The following is a 26,703-nucleotide window of genomic DNA, read 5'->3' on the forward strand; positions in this document are numbered from 1 at the left end:
GATTATTATAATAATGACCGTTGTCAGTGGAACTTAAAAAAGCTGACTCCTGTTCAATACAGAAATCAGCTCTTAGCTTCCTAACTCTCTTTTTTAAAATGTCCTTGACATAGGGACCAGTTTATTATATACTACTTATTTTTATTCTTTATATTTTATTTTTTTATAATTTCACAGATAAAATAAAAAGAATTCTTAGAATTTGACATATTAAAAGTATTAATAATATAAACATTTAAGAAGCTCTTTCGGTAGTGCTGATTTAGATATGCCCATTAACGGAAATGTTAAATTTGAGCCACAAATTATAAAAAAGTTATTAGTATTTATTGAATATAAAGAAATATTACTGCAAATTAAAATTTCCAGTAATATTAAAGTAAATAAAACGATAATTACACAGAATTACCTATTTTCTATTATGTTAATAAAGATAATATTTTAAATATAAAAATACTACGGATTATTTTAGTCTATCTTATATAATATCTAGAAATTCTTCAAAGAAATTATATATACAGCGATTTACTCCACCAAATAAATTGGATTTATTATCTAACTTATTTGGAAGAATAGTAATAGCTTTAGAGAATATAGTATTTATTTTATTATTAATTAGATTTAAGTAATTAGGAATGTATTTAGTTATTTCACTATATATAAATATATTATCAGCAGCAAATAAATTAAATATATTAGATATTCCAATTGACATAAGCTCAATATTTTTTGTTATTGTGCCTATAGCAATTTTATTATTTGAATTATATAAATCACAAAGTTCTTTTATAGTACGTATTTTTATATCGGATTTACTATTAAAATCTTCTAATAAAGCAGGAAGTGAGCAATATTGTTCAAAGCAACCTTTATTTCCACAAGGACATTCTTTGCCATTTGGAATAAGAACACTATGACCTATTTCTCCTGCACGTCCTTCAAAGCCAGTATATAATTTACTATTAATTATTATACCTGCACCTATACCAGAATGGACATTTATAACTACTGCGTTGTCTAATGGATCTACCGAATTTTCGAATTCACCAACAGCTGCTAAATTAGATTCATTTTCTATATAAAAATTAATATTAGGCATAAGTAAAGATAGTTCTTTTATTAAGTCCATTTTATCTAAATCATAGTAAGGAGTAAATTTGATTTTATTATCAAAAACCCTACCATGAACTGCTAATGTAGCGCCTATTAATCCGTATTCATATTCTTTAAAAACGCCTTCTAGTGAAGTAATTACTTTTACAATAATTTCAATTACATTATTTTTATTTATTATTTCTTCATAATAATCATAAAATAATACATTTCTATTTAAATCAGTAAGTAAGAAGCTAACATAGTCAATTCCTAAATCAATTCCCAAACTGCATCCAGCCTTTTCATTAATTTTAAGTAAAATTGGCTTTCTTCCTCCGCTAGAGCTACTACTTCCAGTACCAATTTCACTAACTAAATTTTTTTCTACTAAGAGTGCGACTATTTCAGAGACACTTGCTTTATTGAGATTTATTAGCTTTGAAATATCTATTCTAGAAATATTAGGTTTCTTAAACAGAAGATTTAGTATTTCAACTATATTAAATTTTCTTATATTAAACTTATTATCCATTTTATTCCCCTTTTTTAAGTACTTATAAAATAATATATCATAGCAATACAAAAAGTTCAAAAGGAATGGTTTTATAAAATCATAATAAATAATAAAAATTTTTAAAATTTTTTAAAATTTTAAAATGTAAACATTGACACGAGAAAAATATGGATGTATTATTAAGTTAGATAGGAAAACTAACTAATTAAAAGAGGTGTAGATATGGAGTACTTTAGCAATATAAAAAAAATAAAATATGAAGGACCAAATAGTAACAATATGTTTGCTTTCCATCATTATAATCCAGAGGAAATAGTAATGGGAAAACCTATGAAGGAGCATCTTAAATTTGCTGTAGCTTATTGGCACACATTTAATCAAGATGGCTCAGATCCATTCGGAAAGTCAACCAATATAAGAAATTGGAACACAGAAGAGCCAATGAAAACTGCTATGAATAAAGTAGATGCGGCTTTTGAATTTTTTGAAAAATTAGGAGTTGAATATTTTTGTTTTCATGACATGGACATAGCTCCATTTGGAAATAGTCTTGAGGAATTTTTTCAAAATCTAGATGTAATAACTGATTATATTAAAGAAAAAATGGACAAGACAGGTATTAAACTTTTATGGAATACAGCAGATAGACATTCTAACCCGATATATGTTAATGGAGCAGCTTCAAGTCCTAACTTAGATGTTTATGCAATTTCAGCAGCTCAAGTTAAAAAAGGAATAGATATAAGTAAAAAACTTGGAGGTAAGAACTTCGTATTCTGGGGTGGAAGAGAAGGGTATGAAAGCTTCTTAAATACAGATATTAAGTTTGAAGAAGAAAATATAGCAAGGCTTTATAAAATGGCAGTAGCTTATACTAAAAAAATTAATCATAAATTAACTTTCTTAATAGAACCAAAACCAAAAGAGCCAATGACGCATCAATATGATTTTGATTCTGCAACAACATTAGCATTTCTTCAAAGATATGATTTAATGGAAGATTTTAAGTTAAATATAGAAGCAAATCATGCGATGTTAGCTGGGCACACTTTTGAACATGAATTAAATATAGCAAGAAACTACAATGCATTAGGCTCAATAGATGCAAACCAAGGAGATTCATTATTAGGGTGGGATACTGATGAATTCCCAACTAATCTTTATGATACTACGCTAGTCATGATAGAAATATTAAAGAACGGTGGATTACATGATGGTGGTATAAACTTTGATGCAAAAGTTAGAAGAAGTTCTTTTGAACAAGAAGATCTATTTATAGCTCACATAGCAGGAATGGATACGTATGCAAGAGGATTAAAGGCTGCGGCAAAAATAATTGAAAGCGAATATCTAGATAATATTAAAAAGGAAAGATATTCATCTTATAAAAGTGATTTAGGAAAGAATTTATTAAATAATGAAGAAGACTTAGAATCACTTACTAACTATGCATTATCAATAAAAGAAGTTCATAATGAATCATCACATATAGAATATGTAAAATCTAAACTTAATGATTATATTTATTAAAGGAGGAAGACAATGTTTTATACCATTGGAAACAAGCTTTTTCGCAAATACGATAATGAAATACTATGTATAGAACCATGGGGGAAAAATAGCTTTAGAGTTAGATCAACACCTTATGGAAGTATACCTCAATATGAAAATGCTTTAACAGAAGAAATAAAAAATAATGAAGTAGATATAAAAATATTTGAAGAGTTAAATGAAGCAGAAATTATTAATGGAAATATTAAAGCTTATGTAACTAATAGAAATAGAATAGTATTTAAAAATGGTAAAGATGAAGTATTGTTAGAGGAATACATTAGAGAAAGAGCTGTTGCTAATGATATGGGTAACGAAGATGTTAGTGTAAAAAGTATCACTGGATTTTCATGTACTTTAAAGTTAAGAGCTAGAGAGTTTACCCCTTCTTTAAATGGAGATTATAAGCTGACTCAAAGATTTGAGTCATCTCCAGATGAAAAAATATTTGGAATGGGTCAATATCAACAATCATTCTTAGATTTAAAGTATTGCAAATTAGAATTAGCCCATAGAAATAGCCAGTTAACAGTTCCATTTTATATATCAAACAAAAAATATGGATTTTTATGGAATAATCCGGGTATTGGAGAAGTAAATTTCGCAAAAAATATAATAGAATGGACAATGAAATCTACTGATTATTTAGATTATTGGATAACATCAGAGGATACTCCAAAAGAGATAATAGAAAACTATACAAGTGTTGTTGGTAGAGCACCTGAAATGCCAGAAAATTTATTAGGATTATGGCAAAGTAAGATGAGATATCAAACACAAGAAGAAGTTTTAGAAGTTGCTAAAAAATATAAAGAGTTGGGTATTACCCCATCGGTTTTAGTAATAGATTTCTTCCATTGGACAGAACAAGGACATTATGATTTTGATAAGAGATACTGGCCAGATCCACAAAAGATGGTAGATGAGCTAAAAGAAATGGGTATAGAAACAATGATTTCTGTATGGCCAACAATATCTCAAAATGCTAAAAATTATAATGAAGCTATTGAAAAGGGCTTATTAGTTAAAGTTAATAGGGGAGTAAGGATTACAATGCAACAGTTAAGTAACACTGTATTCATAGATCCAACTAACCCTGAAACAAGAGACTATGTTTGGGAAAGATTGAAGAAGAACTATTATGATAATGGAATATCTATGTTCTGGCTTGATGTAGCTGAGCCTGGATATGCATTATATGATTTTGATAACTATAGATATCATTTAGGAACTGACTTAAAAGTAGGTAACTTATACCCTAATGAATTCTCTAAAATTGTATATGACGGATTAGCAAAAGAAAATAAAAGTCCTGTAACATTAATTAGAGGATGCTGGGCAGGAAGTCAAAAATACGGAACTTTAGTATGGTCTGGAGATATAGATTCTAGCTTTGGAGCATTTAGAAACCAAGTTAATACAGGGCTAAACATGAGTATTGCAGGAAATCCATGGTGGACAACTGATATAGGGGGATTCCATGGAGGAAATATTAATAATCCGGAATTTAGAGAGTTAATGATAAGGTGGTTCCAATATGCAACATTCTCACCAATTCTTAGAATGCACGGAGATAGACAACCTCACAAAAAGGCACTTGGAACAGATGGTGGAGGTCAATGTGAAAGTGGTGCAGATAATGAAATTTGGTCATATGGTGAAGAAGCTCAAAAGATATTTGTTAAGTATATAAAGATAAGAGAAAAGTTAAAAGGATATATATCACAGTTATTTAATGAAACTCATAATTCTGGTGAACCAATAATGAGACCTGTTTTTTATGATTATCCTAAAGATGAAGTAGCTTGGACAGTAGATAATCAATATATGTTTGGATCAGAATTACTTGTAGCACCAATTATGTATTATAAAGATAGACAAAGGAAAGTTTATTTACCAAGTGGAAATAGATGGGTTGATATTAATACAGAAAAAGTATATGAAGGTGGACAATTTGTTGTTATTGACGCACCTCTAGATAGTATTCCTGTACTTTGTAAGGGAGATTCATATATTAAAAATTTATTCTTATAGGAGGTGAGATAAAAGTGTATAAAATAGTTTTAGCATCACATGGAAATTTTTCTAATGGAATTTTAGATACAATTCATTTCTTTACAAAAGACACTGAAAACGTATATAAAGTAATTCTAGATGAAAGTGGAATAGATAATTTTGAGAATAAGATTATCTCGATATTTAATGAAATTAGTGATTCTAATGTTCTTATATTAGTAGATTTATTTCATGGAACACCATTTAATGTTTGCACAAACAACATAGGTTTAATAAACGGAGATGTAGATATAGTAGCAGGAGTAAACGTACCAATATTCTTAGATGCATTATTAAATAGTACTAGCCTTTCAGTTTCAGAAGAAATTGAAAATATCAAAAATATGAACGTTATAAATATTTTGTCAGAAGAATTTAGAAACCAAATAAATAATAATGATGATGAATAAAAGGAGATGGAAGAATGGAAGTTCAAGCTTGGCAATTAATATTAATTGTTTTATATGGATTCTTTATCAACTATGAAAAAAACAGCACTATGTTTGGTACGTATCAACCAGTTACAGCAGGATTTATTGTTGGATTAATAATGGGGGATGTTAAAACAGGATTATTTATAGGAGGTACATTACAATTAATGTCCTTAGGGATAAGTAATTTTGGAGGAGCATCAATACCTGATTATCAAACAGCAAGTGTTGTTGCTACATTTATAACAGTTTCAACAGGACAAGATCCTAATGTTGGAATAACTATTGGTATTCCAGTAGCGCTTTTAATGGTTCAATTAGATGTATTAAGAAATACAATGGGTGTTTGGTTAGCACATCAAGCTGAAAAATATGCAGATAAGAGAGAATACAATGGAATTGCTAGAATGCAAATGTTAGGAGTTGTTTTAACTTGTGCTACAACAGGAGTTCCAATATTATTAGCTACTATATTTGGACCGGATTTAGTAAATGCATTAATAGATAAGAGTCCAGAATGGTTATTAGGTGGTCTTCAAGTTGCAGGCGGAATTTTACCAGCGGTTGGTATAGCTTTACTATTAAAGAATCTTCCTACAAAAGATTATTTTGCATATCTTTTAATAGGATTTGTAGTTACTATATATTTAAAACTTCCTTTATTAGGAGTTGCACTTATAGCAGCAGCTATAGCATTAATTGAATTTAAAAGAGATAATGATAGAGAAGCTACAGTTGTTTCTCCAGTAGGAGGTATGGACGAAGATGAGTAATAATGAACTTACACCAAAAAAAATACGTAGTAAAGTTTTATTAAGATGGATATTTACAAGCAGTGTATCATCTAACTATGAAAAAATGCAAGCATTGGCTTATTGTTATGCAATATTACCATTTTTAAAATTTACCTATAGAAATGATCCAGATGGATTACAAAGTGCTGTTAAGAGACATTTACAATTCTTCAACACAAATCCATGGGTAGCTCCTTATGTTTTTGGTTTAAATATAGCGATTGAGGAGAAAGAAAAGAATAATGCGGCTGAAGCAGTAAGCTCAATAAAAAGTGGTTTAATGGGACCTTTAGCAGGATTAGGAGATAGTTTATGCGTTGTTATTCCTTGGACTATATTTGGAGCAATAGCTGCAAATATGGCGATAGAAGGAAATCCAGCAGGAATATTCTTATGGATAGCGGTAAGTGTTGCTATAAAAATGCTTAGTTTCCCTTTATTTAAAGCAGGTTATTTTTCAGGAACTAAGTTAGTAAATGCTTTAGAAAGTAAAATGAAATCAATTACTAAAGCAACTTCAATTTTAGGATTAATGGTTGTAGGTGGGCTTATGTCTACAGTTATAAGAGCAACCGTAGGTTTCAGCTTTGTTCAAGGTGAAATTGAAATGACTGGACAAAGCATATTAGATCAAATAATGCCAGGATTGATCCCAGCAGCTATAGTTGGATTAATGTACTACTTACTAGGTAAAAAAGTTAAACCAACATATTTAATATTATTAGTAATAGTAATGTCAATAATTTTACATGCACTAGGAGTACTTGTTTAGGAGGGATAATAAATGAAAGGGATAATTCATATAAGAATAGACGATAGATTAATACATGGTCAAGTTGCTACAATGTGGACAAATAATTTAGGAGCAACTAGAATAATGGTTATTAATGATGAGGTGGCTAATAATGATTTACAAAAATCAGTATTAAGAATGGCGGCACCATCAAATGTAAGCACATCAATAATCACGAGAGAAACAGCCTTAAAAAATATTTCTTCAGGAAAATATGAAGGACAAAAAGTATTTATTGTTGTAAAATCGCCATTAGATTTACTTTATCTTGTTAAAAATGGATTGGATATTAAGAAGATTAATGTAGGAAACATGTCTTCTAAATCAAATACAGAGGTTATAAGACCATCTATAAGTGTTACACCACAAGAGAAGGAAGCATTTAAAGAATTAATAGATAGAGGAGTTGAAATTACAGCAATAATGACTCCTACAGATCCATTAGTTTATTTAAAAGAGTATCTATAAGATTTAAGGGAGACAATAAAGTCTCCCTAATTTATTAATAATAGGAGGATATTTTATGGAATATGTTATAGGTTTGGATTTAGGAACAGGCTCCATTAAAGGAATAGCTTTAAATAAATATGGGGAAGTTATACTAAAATATTCAGAGGGTTATCCTTTATATAATAATAGGGATGGGCATTCTGAACAAGAGCCAGAAGATTGGTATAATGCTTCAGTTAAGGTTTTAGAAAGAATAACTAATGATTTAGGTGGAGATGGATTAAGAGCTATAAGTATATCAGGCCAAATGCATAGCTTAGTATTATTAGATAATAAAAATGAACCTATAAGAAGAAGTATTCTATGGAATGATACAAGAACAACTAAGCAATGTGAATATATAATGAATAACTTTGGAGAAAAGGTAATTGAAATCACAGGAAATAAAAGCCTTGAAGGATTTACTTTGCCAAAGATATTATGGGTAAAGGAAAATGAACCTGAAAATTGGGAAAAGACTAAAAAGTTCTGTTTACCTAAAGATTATTTAGTATTTAAATATACAGGTAACATATGTACAGATATTTCTGATGCAGCTGGAACACAAATGTTAGATATAAAGACTGGAAAGTGGTCAGAAGAAATAGCGGAGTTCTTAGGATTAGACTTAGAGAAGTATCCAACAGTATATAATTCAACTGAATGTATTGGAGAGTTAAATAATGAATTAAAGATAAAGCTAAATGTAAGTGGAAGTGTAAAAATATTCCCAGCTGGTTCTGATAATCCATGTTCTGCTCTAGGATCAGGAATAATTAATAAAAATAGAGATTTATTAAGTATAGGAACTTCAGGTGTATATTTAAAATATGAAGAAGAGTATAAGAACTATGGTGGAAAACTTCACATGTTTAATAATGTATTACCAAATAGCTATTACTCAATGGGGGTAACTCTTTCTGCTGGAGATTCTTTAAGTTGGTTTAGAAATACATTTGCAAAAGACAAAGATTTTGACGAGCTTTTAAGTGGAATATCTAAGGTCAAGGAAGGGTCTAATGGATTAATATTTGCTCCATATATAGTAGGAGAAAGAACTCCTTATACAGATAGCAATATAAGAGGAACCTTTATAGGGATAGATAAAAGTCATGATTTAAATCATTTTTCAAGAGCAGTAATAGAAGGAATAACATTCTCTTTAAAGGATTGCTTTAGTATTTATGAAGATGATAGTGATAGAGAAATAATTTCAGTAGGTGGAGGAGCTAAGTCTAGTGATTGGCTTCAAATACAAGCAAACATTTTCAATAGAAAGGTAATATCTTTAAAAATAGAAGAAGGTCCATCTCTTGGAGCAGCAATTATAGCCTCAGTTTCTTTAAATTGGTTTGATTCTTTTGAATCAGCAGTAAAAGTTATAGTAAAAGAAAAAGAATGTTATTATCCAAATGAAGAAGCTGTAAAAGAATATGAAGAAGTTTATACTCGTTATAGAAGAGTATATGAAAGTGTGAAAAATATATAGGAAGCTGAGTTTGTTAAGCTTTTTTATGTATATTGAATAATATGGAAAGATTGATTTTTATAAATTTTAGTATTATGATATTTAAGTAAAATGTGAATAATTATTGGAAATGAAGTTCTTCTATGAGAAATCTAAAGCGTTAAGGAAGACTAATGACTTCTATGATTCTAATCATAGAGTCATAGTCTTTTTTGTATTTAGAGGATCACAGACTCGACCTGTGGTTCTCTTTTAGATATTAGTTGAGTATAATCTGAAAAGGCTTTTTGAAATTCTTATTTTTATAAAATATAATCCATAATAATTAGAACTACCTCCTAAAGCCATCTCTTTGGATTTTAAGCGCTACATTTTTAAATCCTTCTAAGGAATGTGAATAAAATTTATAATATGATTCGCAGAAGTAATTCAGATTACCTTTTTGATTTTCTCTGTGTCTTCTACAACCACCTCTACAAAAATTAAGGTAAGCACATTTTTTACATTTGTCATTTATATCTTTAGAGGAATTAATAAAATTTAATGTGCTACTATTTTTGTGAATATCTTCAAATGAGTTTTCTAATATATTTCCAATGCTATAAGATTCATAAGTATAAAAATCACAAGGATAAACTTCACCATTACTTTCTATAATATGCTGACATGAGCAGGTTCCTTTCATTTCACAAGCTTCGTAATCTTTGTTAAGGAATAATCCTAAAATATTATCGAAGAATCTTATACTTACGTATTTATTAGACAATGCATCTTTGTACCAAAGATCAAAAAGATTAATTAAAAAATCACCATATTGAGATGGTGTTATAGAGAAACTACTTAAGTTCATCTGAGAGTTTTCCAATGGCTCTAAGCAAGGAATAAATTGAAGGTAATTAAAATTATTCTTTTTATAAAAACTATATGTAGAATCGATTTTTTTGCATAAAGCAGAAGTAATAACTGTGAGTATATTATAGTCTACATTATATTTTTCTAATGTGTGTATTCCTTTCATTACTCTGTTAAATGAATCATTATTTAAATGGTCTACTCTATTTAGATTATGTAAATCTTTATTACCATCAAGAGAAATACCAATTAAAAAATTATTCTCACTAAAAAAATTTGCCCACTCATTATTAATTAGCGTTCCGTTAGTTTGTAATGCGAAGGAGAAGGTTGTACCATTAAAATTATTTATTTTTATATAATCTATAAGTTTTCTGTAGAAGTCTATTCCTATAAGCAAAGGCTCTCCGCCTTGAAAGGCTATTGAACAGCTACCTCCATTAGAATATTCCAAAACTCTATCTAAAACTTTTTTTATAGTATCTTCTTTCATAAATCCATAATCTCTTATTTCTCTTGCGTCAGATATGGAGTTGTAGAAACAATATTTACATTTCAAATTACATTTGCTTGAAGAAGGTTTAATCATCAAGCTTAAATTCTTTCTCATAAAAATCCTCCCTTTATAATATTCAGAGTTTGCGTAAAGGTTTTGATATATATACATATTAAAATGAATTACTAAAAAAAACAAGGAAATAGATTTGTAAAAGATAAAGATTTTAATGAGCTTTTAAATAGAATATCTACAGTTAAGGAAAGAACTAATGGGTATCTAAAAGCAAAAAAGCTAGTAAACAAATTGTTTACTAGCTTTTTTTAGAAATCAGATTGTCCTGTAGTTCTTGGGAATGGAATTACGTCTCTGATATTTGACATACCTGTAATATACATAATAAGTCTTTCAAATCCTAATCCAAATCCAGCGTGCTTAGTTTCTCCATATTTTCTAAGCTCTAGATACCACCAGTAATCTTCTTCCTTAAGTCCAAGTTCAGCCATTCTCTTAGTTAAGATGTTTAATCTTTCTTCTCTTTGGCTACCACCTATAAGTTCTCCGATTCCTGGAACTAGAAGGTCAGTTGCAGCAACTGTCTTTCCATCATCATTTAATCTCATATAGAAGGCCTTTATATCCTTTGGATAATCAGTTACAAATACAGGTTTCTTAAAGTGTTCTTCAGTAAGATATCTTTCATGTTCTGTTTGCAGGTCAATTCCCCATTCAACAGGATACTCAAATTTCTTATCAGCTTTCTTTAATATTTCAACAGCTTCAGTATAAGTTACTTTTCCAAAGTCAGATGACATAACATGATTTAATCTGTCTAGGATACCCTTATCAACAAATTGATTGAAGAAAGCCATTTCTTCTGGGCATTCAGCTAAAACATATTCTAAAACATATTTAAGCATATCTTCAGCTAATTCCATATCATCTTGTAAATCAGCAAATGCTATTTCGGGCTCTATCATCCAGAACTCAGCTGCATGTCTTGCAGTATTAGAATTTTCAGCTCTGAAAGTAGGTCCAAAAGTATAAACATTTCTAAATGCTAAAGCATAACATTCAGCATTTAATTGTCCTGATACTGTTAAGTTACTTTCTTTACCAAAGAAATCTTGCTTGAAGTCTATTGCACCTTCTTCAGTTTTTGGCACGTTGTTTAAATCTAAAGTAGTTACTCTAAACATTTCTCCAGCACCTTCAGCATCACTTCCAGTAATTAAAGGAGTATGAGTGTAAACAAATCCTCTTTCTTGGAAGAATTTGTGGATAGCATAAGCTGCTACTGAACGTACTCTAAATACAGCTGAAAATGCATTACTTCTTGGTCTTAAATGAGCAATAGTTCTAAGGTATTCAAAAGTATGTCTCTTCTTTTGAAGTGGATAATCTGATTCAGATAAACCTTCTATAACTATTTCTTTAGCATGAATTTCAAATGGTTGCTTAGCTTCGGGAGTAGCAACTAAAGTACCTATAACTGTTATTGATGAGCTAATAGGCAATTTTGATACATCTTTAAAGTTATCAAGTTTATTCTCAAAAACTACTTGAATATTCTTAAAAAATGTACCGTCATTTACTTCAATAAATCCAAAAGCATTTGATGCTCTTAGAGTTCTTATCCAACCAGAAATTTTTATTTCTTTAGATAAATATTCATCTTGATTTCTGTAAAGTGATTTTACTAAAATAACTTTATCCATTATTGTTCCTCCTACCATAATTTTTTGTAAAATAAAAAACCTTTCATCCCTAAAATAGGGACGAAAGGATAATTTCGCGGTACCACCCAGATTGCTATCATATAAATAGCCACTCTACTGACACAAATAATGTCATTCAAATAATAACGGTTTGAATCCGTCTAAGTCTACTTAAGCGAGACTAAAGTTTTAATTAGTCTAATTCACACCTTGAATAAGTAAGGTGATTATTTTCACTCGTTCGGTTAGAAACTCAGAGATGTTCTTCACTAAAGGCTTCGTATAAGGCTTACACCATTCCTTACTCGCTAAAACTACTTCCATATAGCTACTCTTCTCATCATAGTAATAAAATTTATAATGTTTATTACGATTTTACACCAATTCACTAACATTTGCAACTTTAAATCATAAGATAATTTTAGGTAATATTTTATGGAGGATTATATGGATTATAAGAGATTCTTAGAAGAAAAATTTATTGAATTAAATCAGTTAAAAAGTATGTTAGTAACATATCCAAAAGAATACAAAGAAAATATATTGAATGTCATGGAGAGAGTTTGTAATCAAATTAATTCATATTTAGAGGAAGTAAGTTTTCATAACCAAAAAAGAAGTAGTGAATTACTTCAATTAACTGAAGAAGAATTAGCTTTATATAATGGAGAAAATGGAATGCCTGCATATATTGCAGTAGATGGAACTATATATGATATGCGTGATATACCTCAGTGGGAAGATGGCAAGCATTTTGGAATTAAGGCAGGGGCTGATTATAGTAAGGTTTTTAAAAGCTGTCATGATGAAGATAAAAGTATTTTATTAAAGTTAAGGGTAGTAGGAGTAATGAACTATACTAAAAAATGTACTTGGGAAGAGTAATAAAAAATTGCTACGCTATTAAATCGTAGCAATTTTTTTGTTTTACTCAGTTCCAGTTTCGTAAGAGGAAACTAATTGAGCAGGAAAATTAAGCATTTGAGAATCTTTTACTATTCTTTTGAATTCATATTCTAACTCTCTAAATTTAATGTCGACATTTTTACTTTCATCAATATTAATTATGCAGTAAGTTGCATTTGGACGACCTATTTTGGGTTTGCCAACGCTTCCTACATTTACAAATATCTTATCATTAAACTTTTTATATGAAGGAATATGAGTATGAGCACAAACTAAGATATCTTCTTCTAATTCATTCATTACCTTCTCTGTATTTTCTTTATCTTCAAATAAGTATTCATTTATAGCATTAGGACTACCATGAGTAAATTTAATTTTAACACCATTAATATCATAATCTAAATACGTTGGTAGTTGTGATAAATAGTATTTATTTGAGGCCCTAACTTCTTCACATGCCCAAGGAAGTGAAAAGGAGTTAATTCGAGTATCTCTTATAAATGTAAATCCGCCATCAACTACAGAAGCATCATAATTTCCTTTTATACAAGGGATTTCTCTTCTTTTAATTAAGGCAATAACTTCGTTTGGATGAGGACCATAGCCAACTAAGTCTCCAAGACAAATTATTAAATCAACCTTTTGTTCATCAATATCTTCTAATACCTTCATTAGTGAGTAAATATTTCCGTGTATATCTGAAATTGCAGCTATTTTCATAAGCTAATCCTCCTCAATAAGTGTATATAATATTAAATTTATTATTGTATTTAATATATGTTTCAATTAATGACTAGCATAATTAAAACTATAATTATATTTAATAGTTAGTGCACTTTTTTATAAAATAGAAAAATTGAAATAATGTATAGGTTAAATGTTTTTACTATTAATCGCATAATATATATTATATCATTTTAAATATTTGCTATAAATAATTTTAACAATATTATTATAAATAGATATTATTTATATGATGAGGTATATTATATTTATAGAAAAAAATTAGGAGGTAAAATATATGAAATTAAATAGAGTCAATAATGTTTTAAAAGTAATGGAAGAGCAAGGATTAAATCAAATGATTATATCATCTCCTCCAGCAATTTTTTACTTAACAGGAAAGTGGTTTTCTCCTGGAGAAAGAATGATAGCTTTATATTTAAGTACAAAAGGAAATCATAAACTTATAGTCAATAAGTTATTTCCTATATATGAAGACTTAGGCGTAGATTTAGTATGGTACGCAGATATTGAAGATCCAATAAAAATATTATGCACAATTGTGGATAAAGAAAGTACATTAGGTGTGGATAAAAATTGGCCAGCACATTTCTTAATAAAATTTATGGATAATAAGGGGGCAAAGGCTTTTGTTAATTCATCACCTATTATTGATAGATTAAGAATGATAAAAGATGAAGAAGAAATTGCGTTAATGAAAAAATCATCAGAAATAAACGATAAAGTAATGCTTGAATTATGGGACAGATTAGAAGAGGGAAAAACAGAAAAGTATTATGCTAATTTATTAGTTGATTTATATGAAAAGCATGGAGTAAATGAATTTTCCTTTTCACCTATAATTGCTGTTAGTCCTAATGGAGCAGATCCTCATCATCATTCTAGTAATGATACTATAAAGAAAGGACATAGTATAGTTATAGATATAGGTGGAGTATATAATTCGTATTGCTCAGATATGACTAGAACTGTATTTTTTGGAGAAACGCCTAACGAAAGACATGCAAAAATTTATAATATAGTTAAAGAAGCAAATTTAAACGCTATAAGTAAGGTAAAGGAAGGCATGAGATTCTCAGATATAGATAAGGCAGCGAGATATTGTATTGAGGCTGCTGGTTATGGAGAGTATTTTACTCACAGAACAGGACATAGCATTGGAATAGAAGATCATGATTTTGGAGATGTTAGTTCATCTAATCATGAGGAAATCAAAGCTGGAATGATATTCTCAATTGAGCCAGGAATATATCTAAAGGATGATTTTGGTGTGAGAATAGAAGACTTAGTATTAGTAACTAAGGATGGATGTGAAGTACTAAACTCAGTAACAAAGGATATAACTATAATCTAAATATAAATGGTGTATCAAATATATTTGATACACCATTTATTTTATAAACTTAATATTTAATTTTGGAATTTAAATATTATTTATTTAAAATAATATACCTGCTATTGTTGCAGTTAAGCATGTCGCTAATACTCCACCAATAAGAGCCTTAAATCCTAGTTTAGCAATAGTTGCCTTTTTATCAGGAGCTAAACCACCTATACCGGCTATTTGTATTGCTATAGAACTAAAGTTAGCAAATCCACATAATGCATATGTTAATATCATTACAGTTTTTGGCTGTAATACATTAAGAGTTATTAAATTTGAAAGCTCAGAATAAGCAACAAATTCGTTTAATATTATTTTTTGGCCAAGTAAACTTCCTGCTGCTGATATATCAACAGTAGGAACGCCCATAACAAAAGCTAATGGGGAGAATAACTTTCCTAGAATCCATTGAAAACTTAGTTCTGGGAATCCAAACAAGCCTCCAATTGCTCCAATTATAAAGTTAACAAGTGCTAATAACGCTATAAATGCAAGTAACATGGCAGCAACATTTAATGCTAATCCCAAGCCATCACTTGCGCCATTAGCGGCGGCTTCAACGATATTAGAAGCTGTATTTTCAACTGAGATATCAGTTGAGTTTTTAGTTTTACTTTCTTCTGTTTCTGGAACTAAAATTTTTGCAAGTATTAATCCAGCAGGAGCAGCCATTATGCTTGCAGCTAGTAGATGATCAGCATTTACACCCATTGCAACATAACCTGCCATAACACCACCAGCAACAGTAGCCATTCCACCAACCATTATTGCTAAAAGCTCTGATCTAGTCATATCTTTAACAAAAGGTTTAACAAGAAGTGGTGCTTCTGTTTGGCCTAGAAAAATATTACCAACTGCGCTTAAAGTTTCAGACCCACTAGTTCCAAGTAGCTTTCCAATAAACTTAGCAATAAATTTAACTATAAATTGCATTACTCCAAGATAGTACAGTACTCCCATTAATGATGAAAAGAATATTATTGTAGGAAGTATTTGAACAACCCATACAAACCCTATTCCATTAGCATCTGCAAGCGGACCAAATAAAAAGTCTGTACCTTCTTTAGTAAAGTCTAATAACTTTGTTATTGCATTACTAGCACCTTCAAAAATTGTTCTACCAACTGGAACTTTTAAAATTAAAATTGCAAATACTATTTGTAATCCTAATCCAGCTATTACTAGTTTCCAATTGATTTTCTTTTTGTTTTCAGACAGCAAAAAGGCTATTCCAATTATAACTATGATTCCTATTATTCCAACAAATCTTTCCAATTTAATTTCTCCTTTGTTTATATCAATTTCTTCTTATGTATATGATTTAATTTATTTGAAGTTAGATTACTTCAATTATTTTATTCATAAATGTAGTGAATTTTTCCTTAACCATATTAGAAGTTTCTACTACTTCTTCATGATTTAAAGGTTGCTCTAGTATTCCGGCAGCCATATTAGTTAAGCAAGAAATACCTAAAACCTTCATTCCAGAATGATTTGCTACGATTACTTCAGGAGCTGTAGACATACCTACTGCATCACCACCAAGTATTCTTGCCATTCTTACTTCAGCAGGTGTTTCATAAGTTGGGCCACTAAACATCATATAAACGCCCTGTTTGATATCTATATTTAAGTCCTTAGCTACGTTTAAAGCTCTGTTTATAAGTTCTGGATTATATGCATTTGACATATCTGGGAATCTAGGACCAAATTCTTTAAGGTTGGCACCTATTAGAGGATTATCTCCAGAGAAGTTAATATGATCATTTATAAGCATTAAATCTCCAGGTTTAAAGCTTGTATTTACAGCTCCAGCAGCGTTAGTTACAATTAAATTTTTAACTCCAAGTAATTTCATTACTCTAACTGGAAAAGTAACTTCATTGTAAGAATATCCTTCATAGTAATGGAATCTTCCTTGCATTGCAACAACACATTTTCCATTTAGCATACCAACGACTAATCTTCCAGCATGACCTTCAACTGTTGATATTGGGAAGTGAGGAAGTTCTTCATAAGGGTAAAATTCAGGGTTTTCTATAGAATCAGCTAATGAACCTAATCCTGAACCTAAAATTAAACCAATTTCTGGTTTGTATTTAGATTTTTCCATTATAAAATCTGCAGCATTTTTAATCTTATTTGATAAATCCATAAAATCACCTCTATTTTAATATTTGTACTATATAAAATTTTAAACAATAAAAAAATTATAGAATAGTACTTATGGTCTTGTAAATTATAAATTAAACTTGTTTAAAAATAAACATAAAAATCAAATGATATCAATATTATTAGTGTATTAGTCAAAAGATGGCAAAAAGAAAACTATAAGAAGTAGATTTATATGGGAAAATCATATAAGTCTACTTCTTATAGTATTTGCTAATAAAACAATAATATAAGTTAAAATTTAAATGATAATTATTTTAATATTATATCGGCAATTTTTACTACATCTCCAGCACCGATGGTTAAAATAATATCGTCATCAGAAACTATATTCTTTAAATAATTTGCAGCCTCTTCATGGCTATGAATATTAGTACATTTAATACCTTTAGCTCTTATTGCATCTCCAAGTTGTTCTGAATTTACTATACCAGTATCTTTTTCTCTTGCGGCATATATATCCATAAGTAATAGTTCGTCTACATCTGAGAAGCATTCAGTAAATTCCTTAAACAAAGTTTTGGTTCTTGTATAAGTATGCGGTTGGAATACAGCATAAATATTCTTATGAGGTATTATTGATGCAGTGTCTAGAGTAGCTTTAATTTCAACAGGGTGATGAGCATAATCATCAATTACTGTAGCACCATTAAATTCCCCTTTATATTCAAATCTTTTATGTGCGCCTTTACATTCTCCTAATCCTTCTATTATTGAATTATAAGGTATATTAAATATTAATCCGACACAAATAGTTGATAAGGCATTTAATATATTGTGTTTACCAGTAGTATTTAAAGTTACATTAAATAATTCATTATTATCTTTACATACAGTAAAGCTTGCACAGCCCTTATTATTAAAAGATATATTTGTAGCTCTTATATCGCCTTTGTTTATGCCGTAGCTAATTGTATTACATTTAGCTTTGCTTAATATTTCATTTACATTTTCATCTTCACAATAACCTATTAAATATCCATCACTTGGGATTATATTTGAGAACTTTTCGAAAGTTTCCTTTATATGATTTAAATCCCTATAATAATCTAAATGATCTGCATCTATATTCAAAATTACTCCTATATAAGGATAGAATTTTAAAAATGATTCTTTATATTCACAAGCTTCTGTTAAAAAGTATTCACTATTTCCTATTTTGAAGTTACCATCAATTACGTCTAATTCACCACCTACTAATATTGTAGGGTCTAAGTTAGCTTTTAAAGTAACATGTGAAAGCATTGATGTACAAGTGGTTTTGCCATGTGTACCTGCTACAGCAACATTGTATTTATGGCCTTTCATTATTAAGCCTAAAAATTCAGCTCTATCCATAAGAGTGATATTTTTATCCTTAGCCTCAATTATTTCTGGATTATCTGATGGAATAGCAGCTGTATAAACTACTAAGTCAACATCTTTTAAGTTGTTTTTATCATGACCTATGTAAATTTCAGCACCTTCAGATTTTAATTTATTAGTAATTTCAGATTCTTTAGAATCAGAACCGGATACCTTAAACCCCTTTGTTAGTAAAACAGCAGCAAGACCGCTCATACTGATTCCGCCAATACCTATAAAATGAACCTTCTTATTTATATCTTTGCTTAAATCAAAAGACAAAAAATCAACCCCTTTATTATTAAGAATTCTTTTATAAAAATTACTGTAAATAGTTTTCACTTTATAATTATATACAAATTTAAGGAAATGAACACATAAAAAAAGCTTTATATTGAATAAATTGATAAAATTTTATTAAAAAAGTAATAATTATAAGTTAAATAGAAGATAACTGATTAAAATCTATTGATATTGAGAAAAATATAGAATAAAATATGAATATTAGACGCTTAAAACTAACGAATAATTCGGAAAATATTAAAATTGTAGGTGATATATTTTGGAAAAACTAAGTAGAAATAGCAGAGTAGTGGCCATTACAAAAATTTTAACTGAAAATCCAAATAAGGTTATAGGATTAAACAGATTTTCAGATTTATTAAATGCAGCAAAATCAACTATCAGTGAAGATATAGTAATAGTAAGAGAGATTTTAGAAAAGTTAGAAATGGGAAAAGTTGAAACAATAGCAGGAGCAGCAGGGGGAATAAAATACATTCCTGGAATAGAAAATGAAAGTAGAAAAAAGTTTGCTGAAGATCTGTGTGAAATGTTGAGAGATGAAAGTAGAATTGTTCCAGGAAATTTTATATACATGACAGATTTAATGTATAATCCTCAAATTATAAGTAAAGCTGGAGTTATATTATCGTCAGTCTTCTATAATAATGATGTAGATTATGTCGTAACTGTTGAAACTAAGGGAATTCCACTTGCTTATGAAGTTGCAAGAAATTTAGGAATTCCACTAGTTATAATAAGAAGAGATAACAAAGTAACAGAAGGATCGACTGTTACAATAAATTATGTGTCAGGTACTAGCGGAAGAATTCAGCAGATGTCACTTTCAAAGAAATCAATGAAAACGAAAAGTAAATGTATATTTATAGATGATTTCTTAAGAGGTGGTGGTACTGCACAAGGAATAAAGGATTTATTAAAGGAATTTGAAAGTGAATTAATAGGAATTGGAGTGTTAGTAGATAACATAGGAGTAGCTCAAAAAAGAGTTGATGATTATATATCTATAGTAGAATTAAGACACCTAGGTGAATCAAAAGATTTAGAAGTTAAGCCTTCAAATTTGATAAATAATTAAAAAAACTTCGATCAAGCTACACAAAAGTGTAAAAATTTAAAAAATTTAAAAAATTTTTAAATAAAAGAAGGATTTTTATACTTTTTATAGAATTTTATATCTATCAGAGCAACGGAGGTGTGGTGCGATGACAATAACTGATGTAAGAATCAGAAAAATAGCTTCTGATGGAAAGATGAAAGCTATAGTTTCTGTTACATTTGACAACGAATTTGTAGTTCATGACATCAAGGTAATCGAAGGACAAAATGGATTATTTATAGCTATGCCAAGTAGAAAGACACCAGATGGAGAGTTTAAGGATATAGCACATCCTATTAACACAGACACTAGAGAAAAGATTCAGAATTCAATACTTGAAGCTTATGAAAAAGCTAAGCTTGAAGAAGATTCTGAGGAAGTAGTTGGCTAAATTATGGTATAAAAATAAAAGGGATATCCCTTTTATTTTTTTGTAATTTTTTACTGTGCTAATTATATGAAGTTACCTTAATTTTGAAAAAGTGTAGTGGTAGTAGGAACATATGAAAGGATAAATAGGTTGAAATACTCTTTCTAATACAATATAATAGAATGAGATGTTTACGAACGTTTTTTTAATTAATTATAAATTTGTCCTTAACATTTTATAGAGAGGTGTTTTTTATGTATAAATGTGCATTAATTTTAGCAGCTGGACAAGGAACTAGAATAAAATCTGATTTACCAAAGGTTTTACATAAAGTATGTGGTAAAGAGATGGTTAATCATGTTATAGATACTATGAGAAAGGCTAATATAGAGGATATAAATGTTATCATTGGAAAAGGAGCTGATCTTGTAAAAGAAAAAACTTCTTCTAGAAATGTGAGCTATTCACTACAAGAAGAACAATTAGGTACAGGTCATGCTGTAAAATGTGCCATTGATTTTTTAAGAGGAAAAAAAGGTGTTGTAGGAGTATTTTGTGGTGATGCACCTTTAATAAAGGCTGAAACAGTTGATAATTTATTTAAAACACATATAGAAAATAATAATAGTGCAACATTATTAAGTTCAATTGTTGAAGATCCAAATGGATATGGAAGAATCATAAGAGAAAATGATGAAGTTTTAAAAATAGTTGAGCATAAAGATTGTACTGAAGATGAACTAAAGGTAAATGAAATGAATGCAGCAATATATTGCTTTGATATAGAAATGCTTTTAAATTCATTAGATAAATTATCTAATAATAATAATCAAGGCGAATATTATTTAACAGATGTTATTGGAATATTAAAAGAAGAGGGAAAAAAAGTAGGAGCAGTTATAATTGATTATGAAGAAACAATAGGTGTTAATTCAAGAATGCAATTATCAGAAGCAGAAGGAATATTAAGAAATAGAATTAATTCAAGACATATGGTGAATGGTGTAACATTAATAGATCCTAATACTACGTACATAGGCGATGATGTAGAAATAGGAAGAGATACAATAATATATCCAGGTAATGTTTTAGAAGGAAATACTAAAATTGGAGAAGGTGTTACATTATATCCAAACTCAAGAATATCAAATAGTATAATATTAAATAATGTAGAAATTCAATCTTCAGTTATTATTGATAGCCAAATTGGTGAAAAGACTACTGTTGGGCCATTTGCATATATAAGACCAGAATCTGTAATTGGCTCTGGAGCTAGAATAGGAGATTTTGTAGAAATTAAAAAATCAACTATAGGAAATAATACTAAAGTATCACATTTAACATATATAGGTGATGCATCTGTAGGTGAAAATTGTAATTTTGGCTGTGGAACAGTAGTTGTTAATTATGATGGACAAAATAAACATAAAACTACAATTGGGAACAATAGCTTTATAGGTTGCAATACTAATTTAGTATCCCCAGTTAATGTAGAAGATAACACATATATCGCTGCAGGATCAACAATTACTAATGATGTAAAAGAAGGAGAGCTTGCAGTAGCAAGAGCAAAACAAAGGAATATCGAAGGTTGGGTGACTAAAAAAGGTCTTACTAACAAATAGTTATTTAGATAAACAAAAGTGTCAAAAATTTTAAGGAGGTCTTCACACAATGATAACCCATGGAAAAAATATTAAAATATTTACTGGAAACTCACATCCGGAATTAGCAAAAGAAATTGCTGACATTTTAGGATTGCCGCTTGGTAAAGCTAAGGTTTCAACTTTTAGTGATGGAGAAATATCAGTTGATATAGCGGAAACTGTAAGAGGAACAGATGTATTTTTAGTTCAATCAACTAGTTCACCTGTTAACAATAATTTAATGGAACTTTTAATAATGATTGATGCATTTAAAAGAGCTTCAGCAGGTAGAATTACAGTTGTTATGCCATACTATGGATATGCAAGACAAGATAGAAAAGCTAAATCAAGAGATCCAATAACAGCTAAATTAGTTGCAGATCTTTTAACTGCAGCAGGTGCACATAGAGTATTAACTATGGATTTACATGCAGCACAAATTCAAGGATATTTCAATATACCAGTTGACCATTTATTAGGTTCACCAATATTAGCTAAGTACTTTGTGGAAAACGGCTTTGATGATAGAGATGATGTTGTAGTTGTTTCACCTGATTTAGGAAGTGTTACTAGAGCAAGAAAGTTTGCTGATAGACTACATGCACCGATAGCAATTATAGATAAGAGAAGACCGAAGGCAAATGTATCAGAAATTATGAATATAATAGGCGATGTTGAAGGCAAAAAATGCATATTAATAGATGATATGATAGATACTGCAGGAACTATAGCAAATGCAGCGAATGCACTAAAAGATTTAGGAGCTAAAAATGTATATGCATGTTGTACTCATGGAGTTTTATCAGGGCCTGCTTTTGAAAGAATAAATAACTCTGCTATAGAAGAATTAGTAATGTTAAATACAATTAAGTTACCTGAAAAAGATGATTTAGTGAAGTTTAAATCATTATCAGTAGCACCGTTATTTGCAGAAGCAATAAAAAGAATATATGATGATGAACCAATAAGTAAGTTATTTGAAGTTTAATACATAATAGGATAAAAGGCCTCTAAAAAGCACAAACTTTTTAGAGGTCTATTAATTATGTAAATAATTAATAATTTGTAACAATTATTAATTATTATTTATAATTAATATAAAAATTTTTATAAAAGATATAAATGAATTATAATAATCATAAGGATGGTGTTATTATGGATAGTAAATTAGGTAAAGTATTAATTGTAGATGATGATGAAAATATATGCGAAGTAATAAATATGTATTTAATAAGTGCGGGATATGAAACTAGAAGATGCCATAATGGAAGAGAAGCTTGTATTATTTTTGGGGAGTTTAAACCAGATTTAGTACTTTTAGATATTATGTTGCCTAGAGTAGATGGTATAGAAGTTTTAAAGTGGATTAGAAAATCAAGTGAAATTCCAGTGATTATGCTGACAGCAAAAGGAGATACATTTGATAAGGTTTTAGCCTTAGAACTAGGTGCCGATGATTATATAGTAAAGCCATTTGAGCCAAAAGAGCTTTTAGCGAGAGTAAAAGCTGTTATGAGAAGATATAACTATGATGAAAAGAATACTGAAATAATAAATTATTCAGATTTAGTTATAGATGCAAATTCTTATGATGTTGTTTATAAGGGTGTTGAAATAAAAATGCCCCCTAAAGAGTTTGATTTGCTTCATTATTTAGCTAGTAATAAAAATAAGGTCTTTACAAGAGAACAATTGCTTTGTGAAGTATGGGGATATGATTATCCAGGAGATTCTAGAACAGTTGATGTTCATATTAAGAGATTAAGAGAAAAAATAAGTGGTGGGGAAAACTGGCAGATAGAAACTGTTTGGGGTGTTGGATATAAATTTGAGGTGAAATAATGAAAAAGAAAAGTGTAATATATAAAATTTTAGTTACCTTTTCATCTATAACATCAATAGTATTAATATTGATAGGAATGATCTTATCAGCTTGGATTAATAGAGAATATTCAATTCTAAAGTCTGAACGTATAATTAAATACATGGAGATAATTCAAGGTGCTACAGAAGAATTTTTAAATGAAAATAGTGAAACTGGGTATGAGGACTTAAAAAATACAATGGCTATAATTAAAGCTTCTGTTGAGATGAACTCTATAATTTTAGATAATCAAGGTTATGTATATGCCGTATCTGATGAGAGCCTTGAACATTTAATGTATAGCAAAATAGACATACCCAATTCAGATTTTAAAATATTAAAATCTGGTCAAATGTTAGAAAGAAATTTTTTTGATAAATCAAATAAAAAAATTAAGTTTTATTCAACTCCATTATTTAATGGAGAGAGCTTTAATGGCAATATAATAGTTTTTGGGACTCTTGAAGATACTAGTTCTTCAAAGAAATTATATGGCGTGATATGGATATCTGTATTGGGAGCTGTTGTTTTATCAAGTGTAATTGCATACTATTTTTCTCGAAAAATATTAATAAATCCTTTATCTGAAATTAATAGTGTAGCTAAGAAATTAGCAAAGGGTGAGGTTGAGAAGCGGGTTTATATAGATTCAGATGATGAAATAGGCGAATTAGCAAATTCATTCAATGTTATGGCAGAATCTTTAGAGAAGGTAGATAATGTAAGACGGGAATTTATATCAAATGTATCTCATGAATTAAGATCTCCAATAACATCAATTAAAGGTTTTATAACAGGAATTATTGATGGGGTTATTCCTAAGGATAAAGAAAACTATTATTTAAATATAGTAAATGATGAAGTTTGTAGACTATCCAGGCTTGTAAATGACTTATTGGATATATCAACTATGGAATCGGGAAAATTTAAGCTAAAAGTGGCTAAGTTAGATATAAATGAAATTATAACTTTATGTACATTAAATTTAGAAGGAAAGATAAATGAGAAAAAAATTAGAGTTGAAGTTATATTTAATGATAGCCATGAGTACTGTATAGGCGATAGGGACAGGATAATACAAGTTATAACTAATCTTCTTGAAAACGCTATAAAGTATGGCTATGAAGGTGGAAGAATACAAGTAGAAACATATGCAAAGGGTGAGATTGTATATGTTAGTATATTTAATAGTGGTCCCAATATTCCAAAAGAGGATGTTAATAAGATTTGGGAAAGGTTTTATAAGATGGATAAGGCTAGAACTAATAAAATAAGTACAGGACTTGGGTTATCAATAGTTAGATTAATATTATCTCAACATAATCAGGATATTTGGGTTAATAATATAGAAGGAAAAGGCGTTAAATTTACTTTTACACTTAAAAGATCAATTAAATAGAATTAATGTTGGAGGAGGAGATTTTATGAATAAAAGGTTGAAGGATAAATTTAATGATAAAGAAGAGTTTATAAATGAAAACTTTCCTTCAATACAATTTAAAAGAAAAAGAACGAAATCTAACATTAAGATATTGGGTAAATTTTTAAGCTTACTAATTATAGCGGGATTATCGGGGGTATTATTTTCAAGTTTAGTTATCGAGAATAAATATAGAGATTTAGTTAATGAGATGAATGATAAATTAGAAAAAAGTACTATTGCTTTAGAGTATCCAGGATTGATAGAAAAGGTAAAAAAATCATTAGTAACAATAAGTGATAACGAGGTTAATTTAACTCAAAATAAATATTTTGATAGTAATGTAACTGGAGCAATCATAAAAAGTGATGGGAAGATATTAACAACCTATTCGAAAATAAAAAAATTTGAAAATGTATATGTGAAATTGCCTTCCATAGGATCTAAGCCTGTTGAAGCTGAAATAGTAGCAGCAAATGAAGATATAGATATTGCGATTATACAAGTTAATTGTGATGAAGAGTTAATACCAATTAAATTTGCTGCGAAATCAGATATGGTAGAAGGTGAAAGAATTACACTTATTAGTAACTCTACTAGTAGTGATTATATAGATAATATAATTCCAGGAATAGTAACAGCTACAAATAGAAGTTTAAATATTAATAATAATAACTATGAATTATTGGAAGTAAACACGCCTATAACACCTATGAATACGGGTGGAATAATAAGTAATATAAATGGAGAAGTTATAGGTATTGCTAGTTATAAAATAACGAATGATATGAGGCAAAATGGATTATACTATGCGGTTGATTTTAGTTCTATAGATGAAATAGTAAGCTCAACAAATGAGATAAAAGATATCCTAGGTATTTCAGAGGGTGGTTTCACTAATGATGATGAGTGGCCGAATGTAGTTGGTTTTTATGTTGCAGCAATTAATCAAGAAAGAAGTTCATATAAATCGGGGTTACGTCCAACAGATATAATATTTGAAATGGATGAAGAAAAGATAACTAGTATTACTCAAATATCTGAAATATTAAAAAATAAGGCACCAGGGGATACATTGAAATGTAAAGCAATGCGTTCCGGTGAAGTAAAAGACTTAGAAATAAAGATATATAATTAATAAAAATAAATATAATTATTTGCAGCTCTATTTAGGAGTTGCAATTTTATTTTAAAT

At 29.1% G+C, this 26,703-nt stretch carries 24 protein-coding genes and 1 other annotated feature; of the genes, 17 read left to right on the forward strand and 7 right to left on the reverse strand.

The window, feature by feature from the left end:
* Window positions 1-84: IS3 family transposase (locus J7M87_RS12805; RefSeq protein ID WP_291648866.1), on the forward strand; the 84-nt coding region annotated here is incomplete at its 5' end.
* 394 nt (window positions 85-478) lie between these two features.
* On the opposite strand, the gene J7M87_RS12810 is transcribed toward J7M87_RS12805, so the two are convergent.
* On the reverse strand, window positions 479-1,627 hold the full coding sequence (locus J7M87_RS12810) for an ROK family transcriptional regulator (RefSeq protein ID WP_142691401.1): 1,149 nt from the start codon (window positions 1,625-1,627) through the stop codon (window positions 479-481).
* Between the two features lie 204 nt (window positions 1,628-1,831).
* Here J7M87_RS12810 and xylA point away from each other — a divergent pair, with 204 nt between their 5' ends.
* The 7 genes from xylA to xylB are packed head-to-tail and all read left to right on the forward strand — an operon-like array spanning window position 1,832 to window position 9,211.
* Window positions 1,832-3,139 (forward strand): xylose isomerase, encoded by a 1,308-nt coding sequence (xylA, locus tag J7M87_RS12815; RefSeq protein ID WP_291651437.1) that lies wholly within the window; start codon window positions 1,832-1,834, stop codon window positions 3,137-3,139.
* A gap of 12 nt (window positions 3,140-3,151) precedes the next feature.
* Window positions 3,152-5,194 carry a TIM-barrel domain-containing protein gene (locus J7M87_RS12820; RefSeq protein ID WP_291651438.1) on the forward strand — a complete coding sequence of 681 codons (2,043 nt, stop codon included), beginning with the start codon at window positions 3,152-3,154 and terminating at the stop codon, window positions 5,192-5,194.
* A 14-nt stretch (window positions 5,195-5,208) separates the two neighbouring features.
* Window positions 5,209-5,625, forward strand: a complete 417-nt coding sequence (locus tag J7M87_RS12825; protein WP_291651439.1) for a hypothetical protein — start codon at window positions 5,209-5,211, stop codon at window positions 5,623-5,625.
* A gap of 14 nt (window positions 5,626-5,639) precedes the next feature.
* Window positions 5,640-6,419, forward strand: coding sequence for a PTS sugar transporter subunit IIC (locus J7M87_RS12830; protein WP_008681569.1), 780 nt, complete (start codon window positions 5,640-5,642; stop codon window positions 6,417-6,419).
* Window positions 6,412-7,212 carry a PTS system mannose/fructose/sorbose family transporter subunit IID gene (locus J7M87_RS12835; protein ID WP_291651440.1) on the forward strand — a complete coding sequence of 267 codons (801 nt, stop codon included), beginning with the start codon at window positions 6,412-6,414 and terminating at the stop codon, window positions 7,210-7,212. The genes J7M87_RS12830 and J7M87_RS12835 overlap by 8 nt, the downstream gene beginning before the upstream one ends.
* A gap of 12 nt (window positions 7,213-7,224) precedes the next feature.
* On the forward strand, window positions 7,225-7,701 hold the full coding sequence (locus J7M87_RS12840; RefSeq protein WP_291651441.1) for a PTS sugar transporter subunit IIB: 477 nt from the start codon (window positions 7,225-7,227) through the stop codon (window positions 7,699-7,701).
* A gap of 55 nt (window positions 7,702-7,756) precedes the next feature.
* Complete coding sequence (xylB, locus tag J7M87_RS12845; RefSeq protein WP_291651442.1) at window positions 7,757-9,211, forward strand: xylulokinase; 1,455 nt, start codon at window positions 7,757-7,759, stop codon at window positions 9,209-9,211.
* A 310-nt stretch (window positions 9,212-9,521) separates the two neighbouring features.
* Here the strand turns inward: xylB and J7M87_RS12850 are convergent, their stop codons facing one another.
* Both J7M87_RS12850 and asnS read right to left on the reverse strand, forming a co-directional pair.
* Window positions 9,522-10,652 (reverse strand): anaerobic sulfatase maturase, encoded by a 1,131-nt coding sequence (locus J7M87_RS12850; protein WP_291651443.1) that lies wholly within the window; start codon window positions 10,650-10,652, stop codon window positions 9,522-9,524.
* Between the two features lie 209 nt (window positions 10,653-10,861).
* Window positions 10,862-12,256, reverse strand: a complete 1,395-nt coding sequence (gene asnS, locus J7M87_RS12855) for an asparagine--tRNA ligase (protein ID WP_291651444.1) — start codon at window positions 12,254-12,256, stop codon at window positions 10,862-10,864.
* A gap of 53 nt (window positions 12,257-12,309) precedes the next feature.
* Window positions 12,310-12,609, reverse strand: a binding site (T-box leader).
* 94 nt (window positions 12,610-12,703) lie between these two features.
* Between asnS and J7M87_RS12860 the strand changes: the two genes are divergently transcribed.
* Window positions 12,704-13,141: a cytochrome b5 domain-containing protein gene (locus J7M87_RS12860; protein WP_291651445.1), complete on the forward strand. Its 438-nt coding sequence runs from the start codon at window positions 12,704-12,706 to the stop codon at window positions 13,139-13,141.
* Between the two features lie 42 nt (window positions 13,142-13,183).
* Here the strand turns inward: J7M87_RS12860 and J7M87_RS12865 are convergent, their stop codons facing one another.
* The gene (locus tag J7M87_RS12865) at window positions 13,184-13,882 is read right to left on the reverse strand and encodes a metallophosphoesterase family protein (protein ID WP_291651446.1); all 699 of its coding nucleotides are present in this window, start codon (window positions 13,880-13,882) and stop codon (window positions 13,184-13,186) included.
* A gap of 301 nt (window positions 13,883-14,183) precedes the next feature.
* Between J7M87_RS12865 and J7M87_RS12870 the strand changes: the two genes are divergently transcribed.
* Entirely contained in the window at window positions 14,184-15,260 is a 1,077-nt protein-coding gene (locus J7M87_RS12870; protein WP_291651447.1) for an aminopeptidase P family protein, read from the forward strand.
* 84 nt (window positions 15,261-15,344) lie between these two features.
* Here the strand turns inward: J7M87_RS12870 and J7M87_RS12875 are convergent, their stop codons facing one another.
* The 3 genes from J7M87_RS12875 to murC form a co-directional block, all read right to left on the reverse strand.
* A complete protein-coding gene (locus tag J7M87_RS12875; RefSeq protein ID WP_291651448.1) occupies window positions 15,345-16,565 on the reverse strand; it encodes a NupC/NupG family nucleoside CNT transporter in 1,221 nt (406 codons plus the stop codon).
* 61 nt (window positions 16,566-16,626) lie between these two features.
* Entirely contained in the window at window positions 16,627-17,445 is an 819-nt protein-coding gene (locus tag J7M87_RS12880) for a purine-nucleoside phosphorylase (RefSeq protein ID WP_291651449.1), read from the reverse strand.
* A gap of 269 nt (window positions 17,446-17,714) precedes the next feature.
* On the reverse strand, window positions 17,715-19,088 hold the full coding sequence (gene murC / locus J7M87_RS12885; RefSeq protein WP_291651450.1) for a UDP-N-acetylmuramate--L-alanine ligase: 1,374 nt from the start codon (window positions 19,086-19,088) through the stop codon (window positions 17,715-17,717).
* 280 nt (window positions 19,089-19,368) lie between these two features.
* Between murC and purR the strand changes: the two genes are divergently transcribed.
* The 7 genes from purR (at window position 19,369) to J7M87_RS12920 (ending at window position 26,646) form a co-directional block, all read left to right on the forward strand.
* Window positions 19,369-20,187: a pur operon repressor gene (gene purR / locus J7M87_RS12890; protein ID WP_291651451.1), complete on the forward strand. Its 819-nt coding sequence runs from the start codon at window positions 19,369-19,371 to the stop codon at window positions 20,185-20,187.
* Between the two features lie 127 nt (window positions 20,188-20,314).
* Window positions 20,315-20,599 (forward strand): septation regulator SpoVG, encoded by a 285-nt coding sequence (spoVG, locus tag J7M87_RS12895; RefSeq protein WP_008681625.1) that lies wholly within the window; start codon window positions 20,315-20,317, stop codon window positions 20,597-20,599.
* Window positions 20,600-20,832: 233 nt separating this feature from the next.
* The gene (glmU, locus tag J7M87_RS12900) at window positions 20,833-22,203 is read left to right on the forward strand and encodes a bifunctional UDP-N-acetylglucosamine diphosphorylase/glucosamine-1-phosphate N-acetyltransferase GlmU (protein ID WP_291651452.1); all 1,371 of its coding nucleotides are present in this window, start codon (window positions 20,833-20,835) and stop codon (window positions 22,201-22,203) included.
* Window positions 22,204-22,252: 49 nt separating this feature from the next.
* Complete coding sequence (locus tag J7M87_RS12905) at window positions 22,253-23,212, forward strand: ribose-phosphate diphosphokinase (protein ID WP_142691415.1); 960 nt, start codon at window positions 22,253-22,255, stop codon at window positions 23,210-23,212.
* Between the two features lie 167 nt (window positions 23,213-23,379).
* Window positions 23,380-24,066: a response regulator transcription factor gene (locus J7M87_RS12910; RefSeq protein WP_291651453.1), complete on the forward strand. Its 687-nt coding sequence runs from the start codon at window positions 23,380-23,382 to the stop codon at window positions 24,064-24,066.
* Window positions 24,066-25,487, forward strand: a complete 1,422-nt coding sequence (locus J7M87_RS12915) for an ATP-binding protein (protein WP_291651454.1) — start codon at window positions 24,066-24,068, stop codon at window positions 25,485-25,487. The genes J7M87_RS12910 and J7M87_RS12915 overlap by 1 nt, the downstream gene beginning before the upstream one ends.
* Before the next feature lie 25 nt (window positions 25,488-25,512).
* A complete protein-coding gene (locus J7M87_RS12920) occupies window positions 25,513-26,646 on the forward strand; it encodes a S1C family serine protease (protein ID WP_291651455.1) in 1,134 nt (377 codons plus the stop codon).
* The last annotated feature ends 57 nt before the right edge of the window (window positions 26,647-26,703 follow it).

Origin of the sequence: Clostridium sp. (assembly GCF_017888565.1) — a bacterium.
Lineage (GTDB): Bacteria > Bacillota > Clostridia > Clostridiales > Clostridiaceae > Clostridium.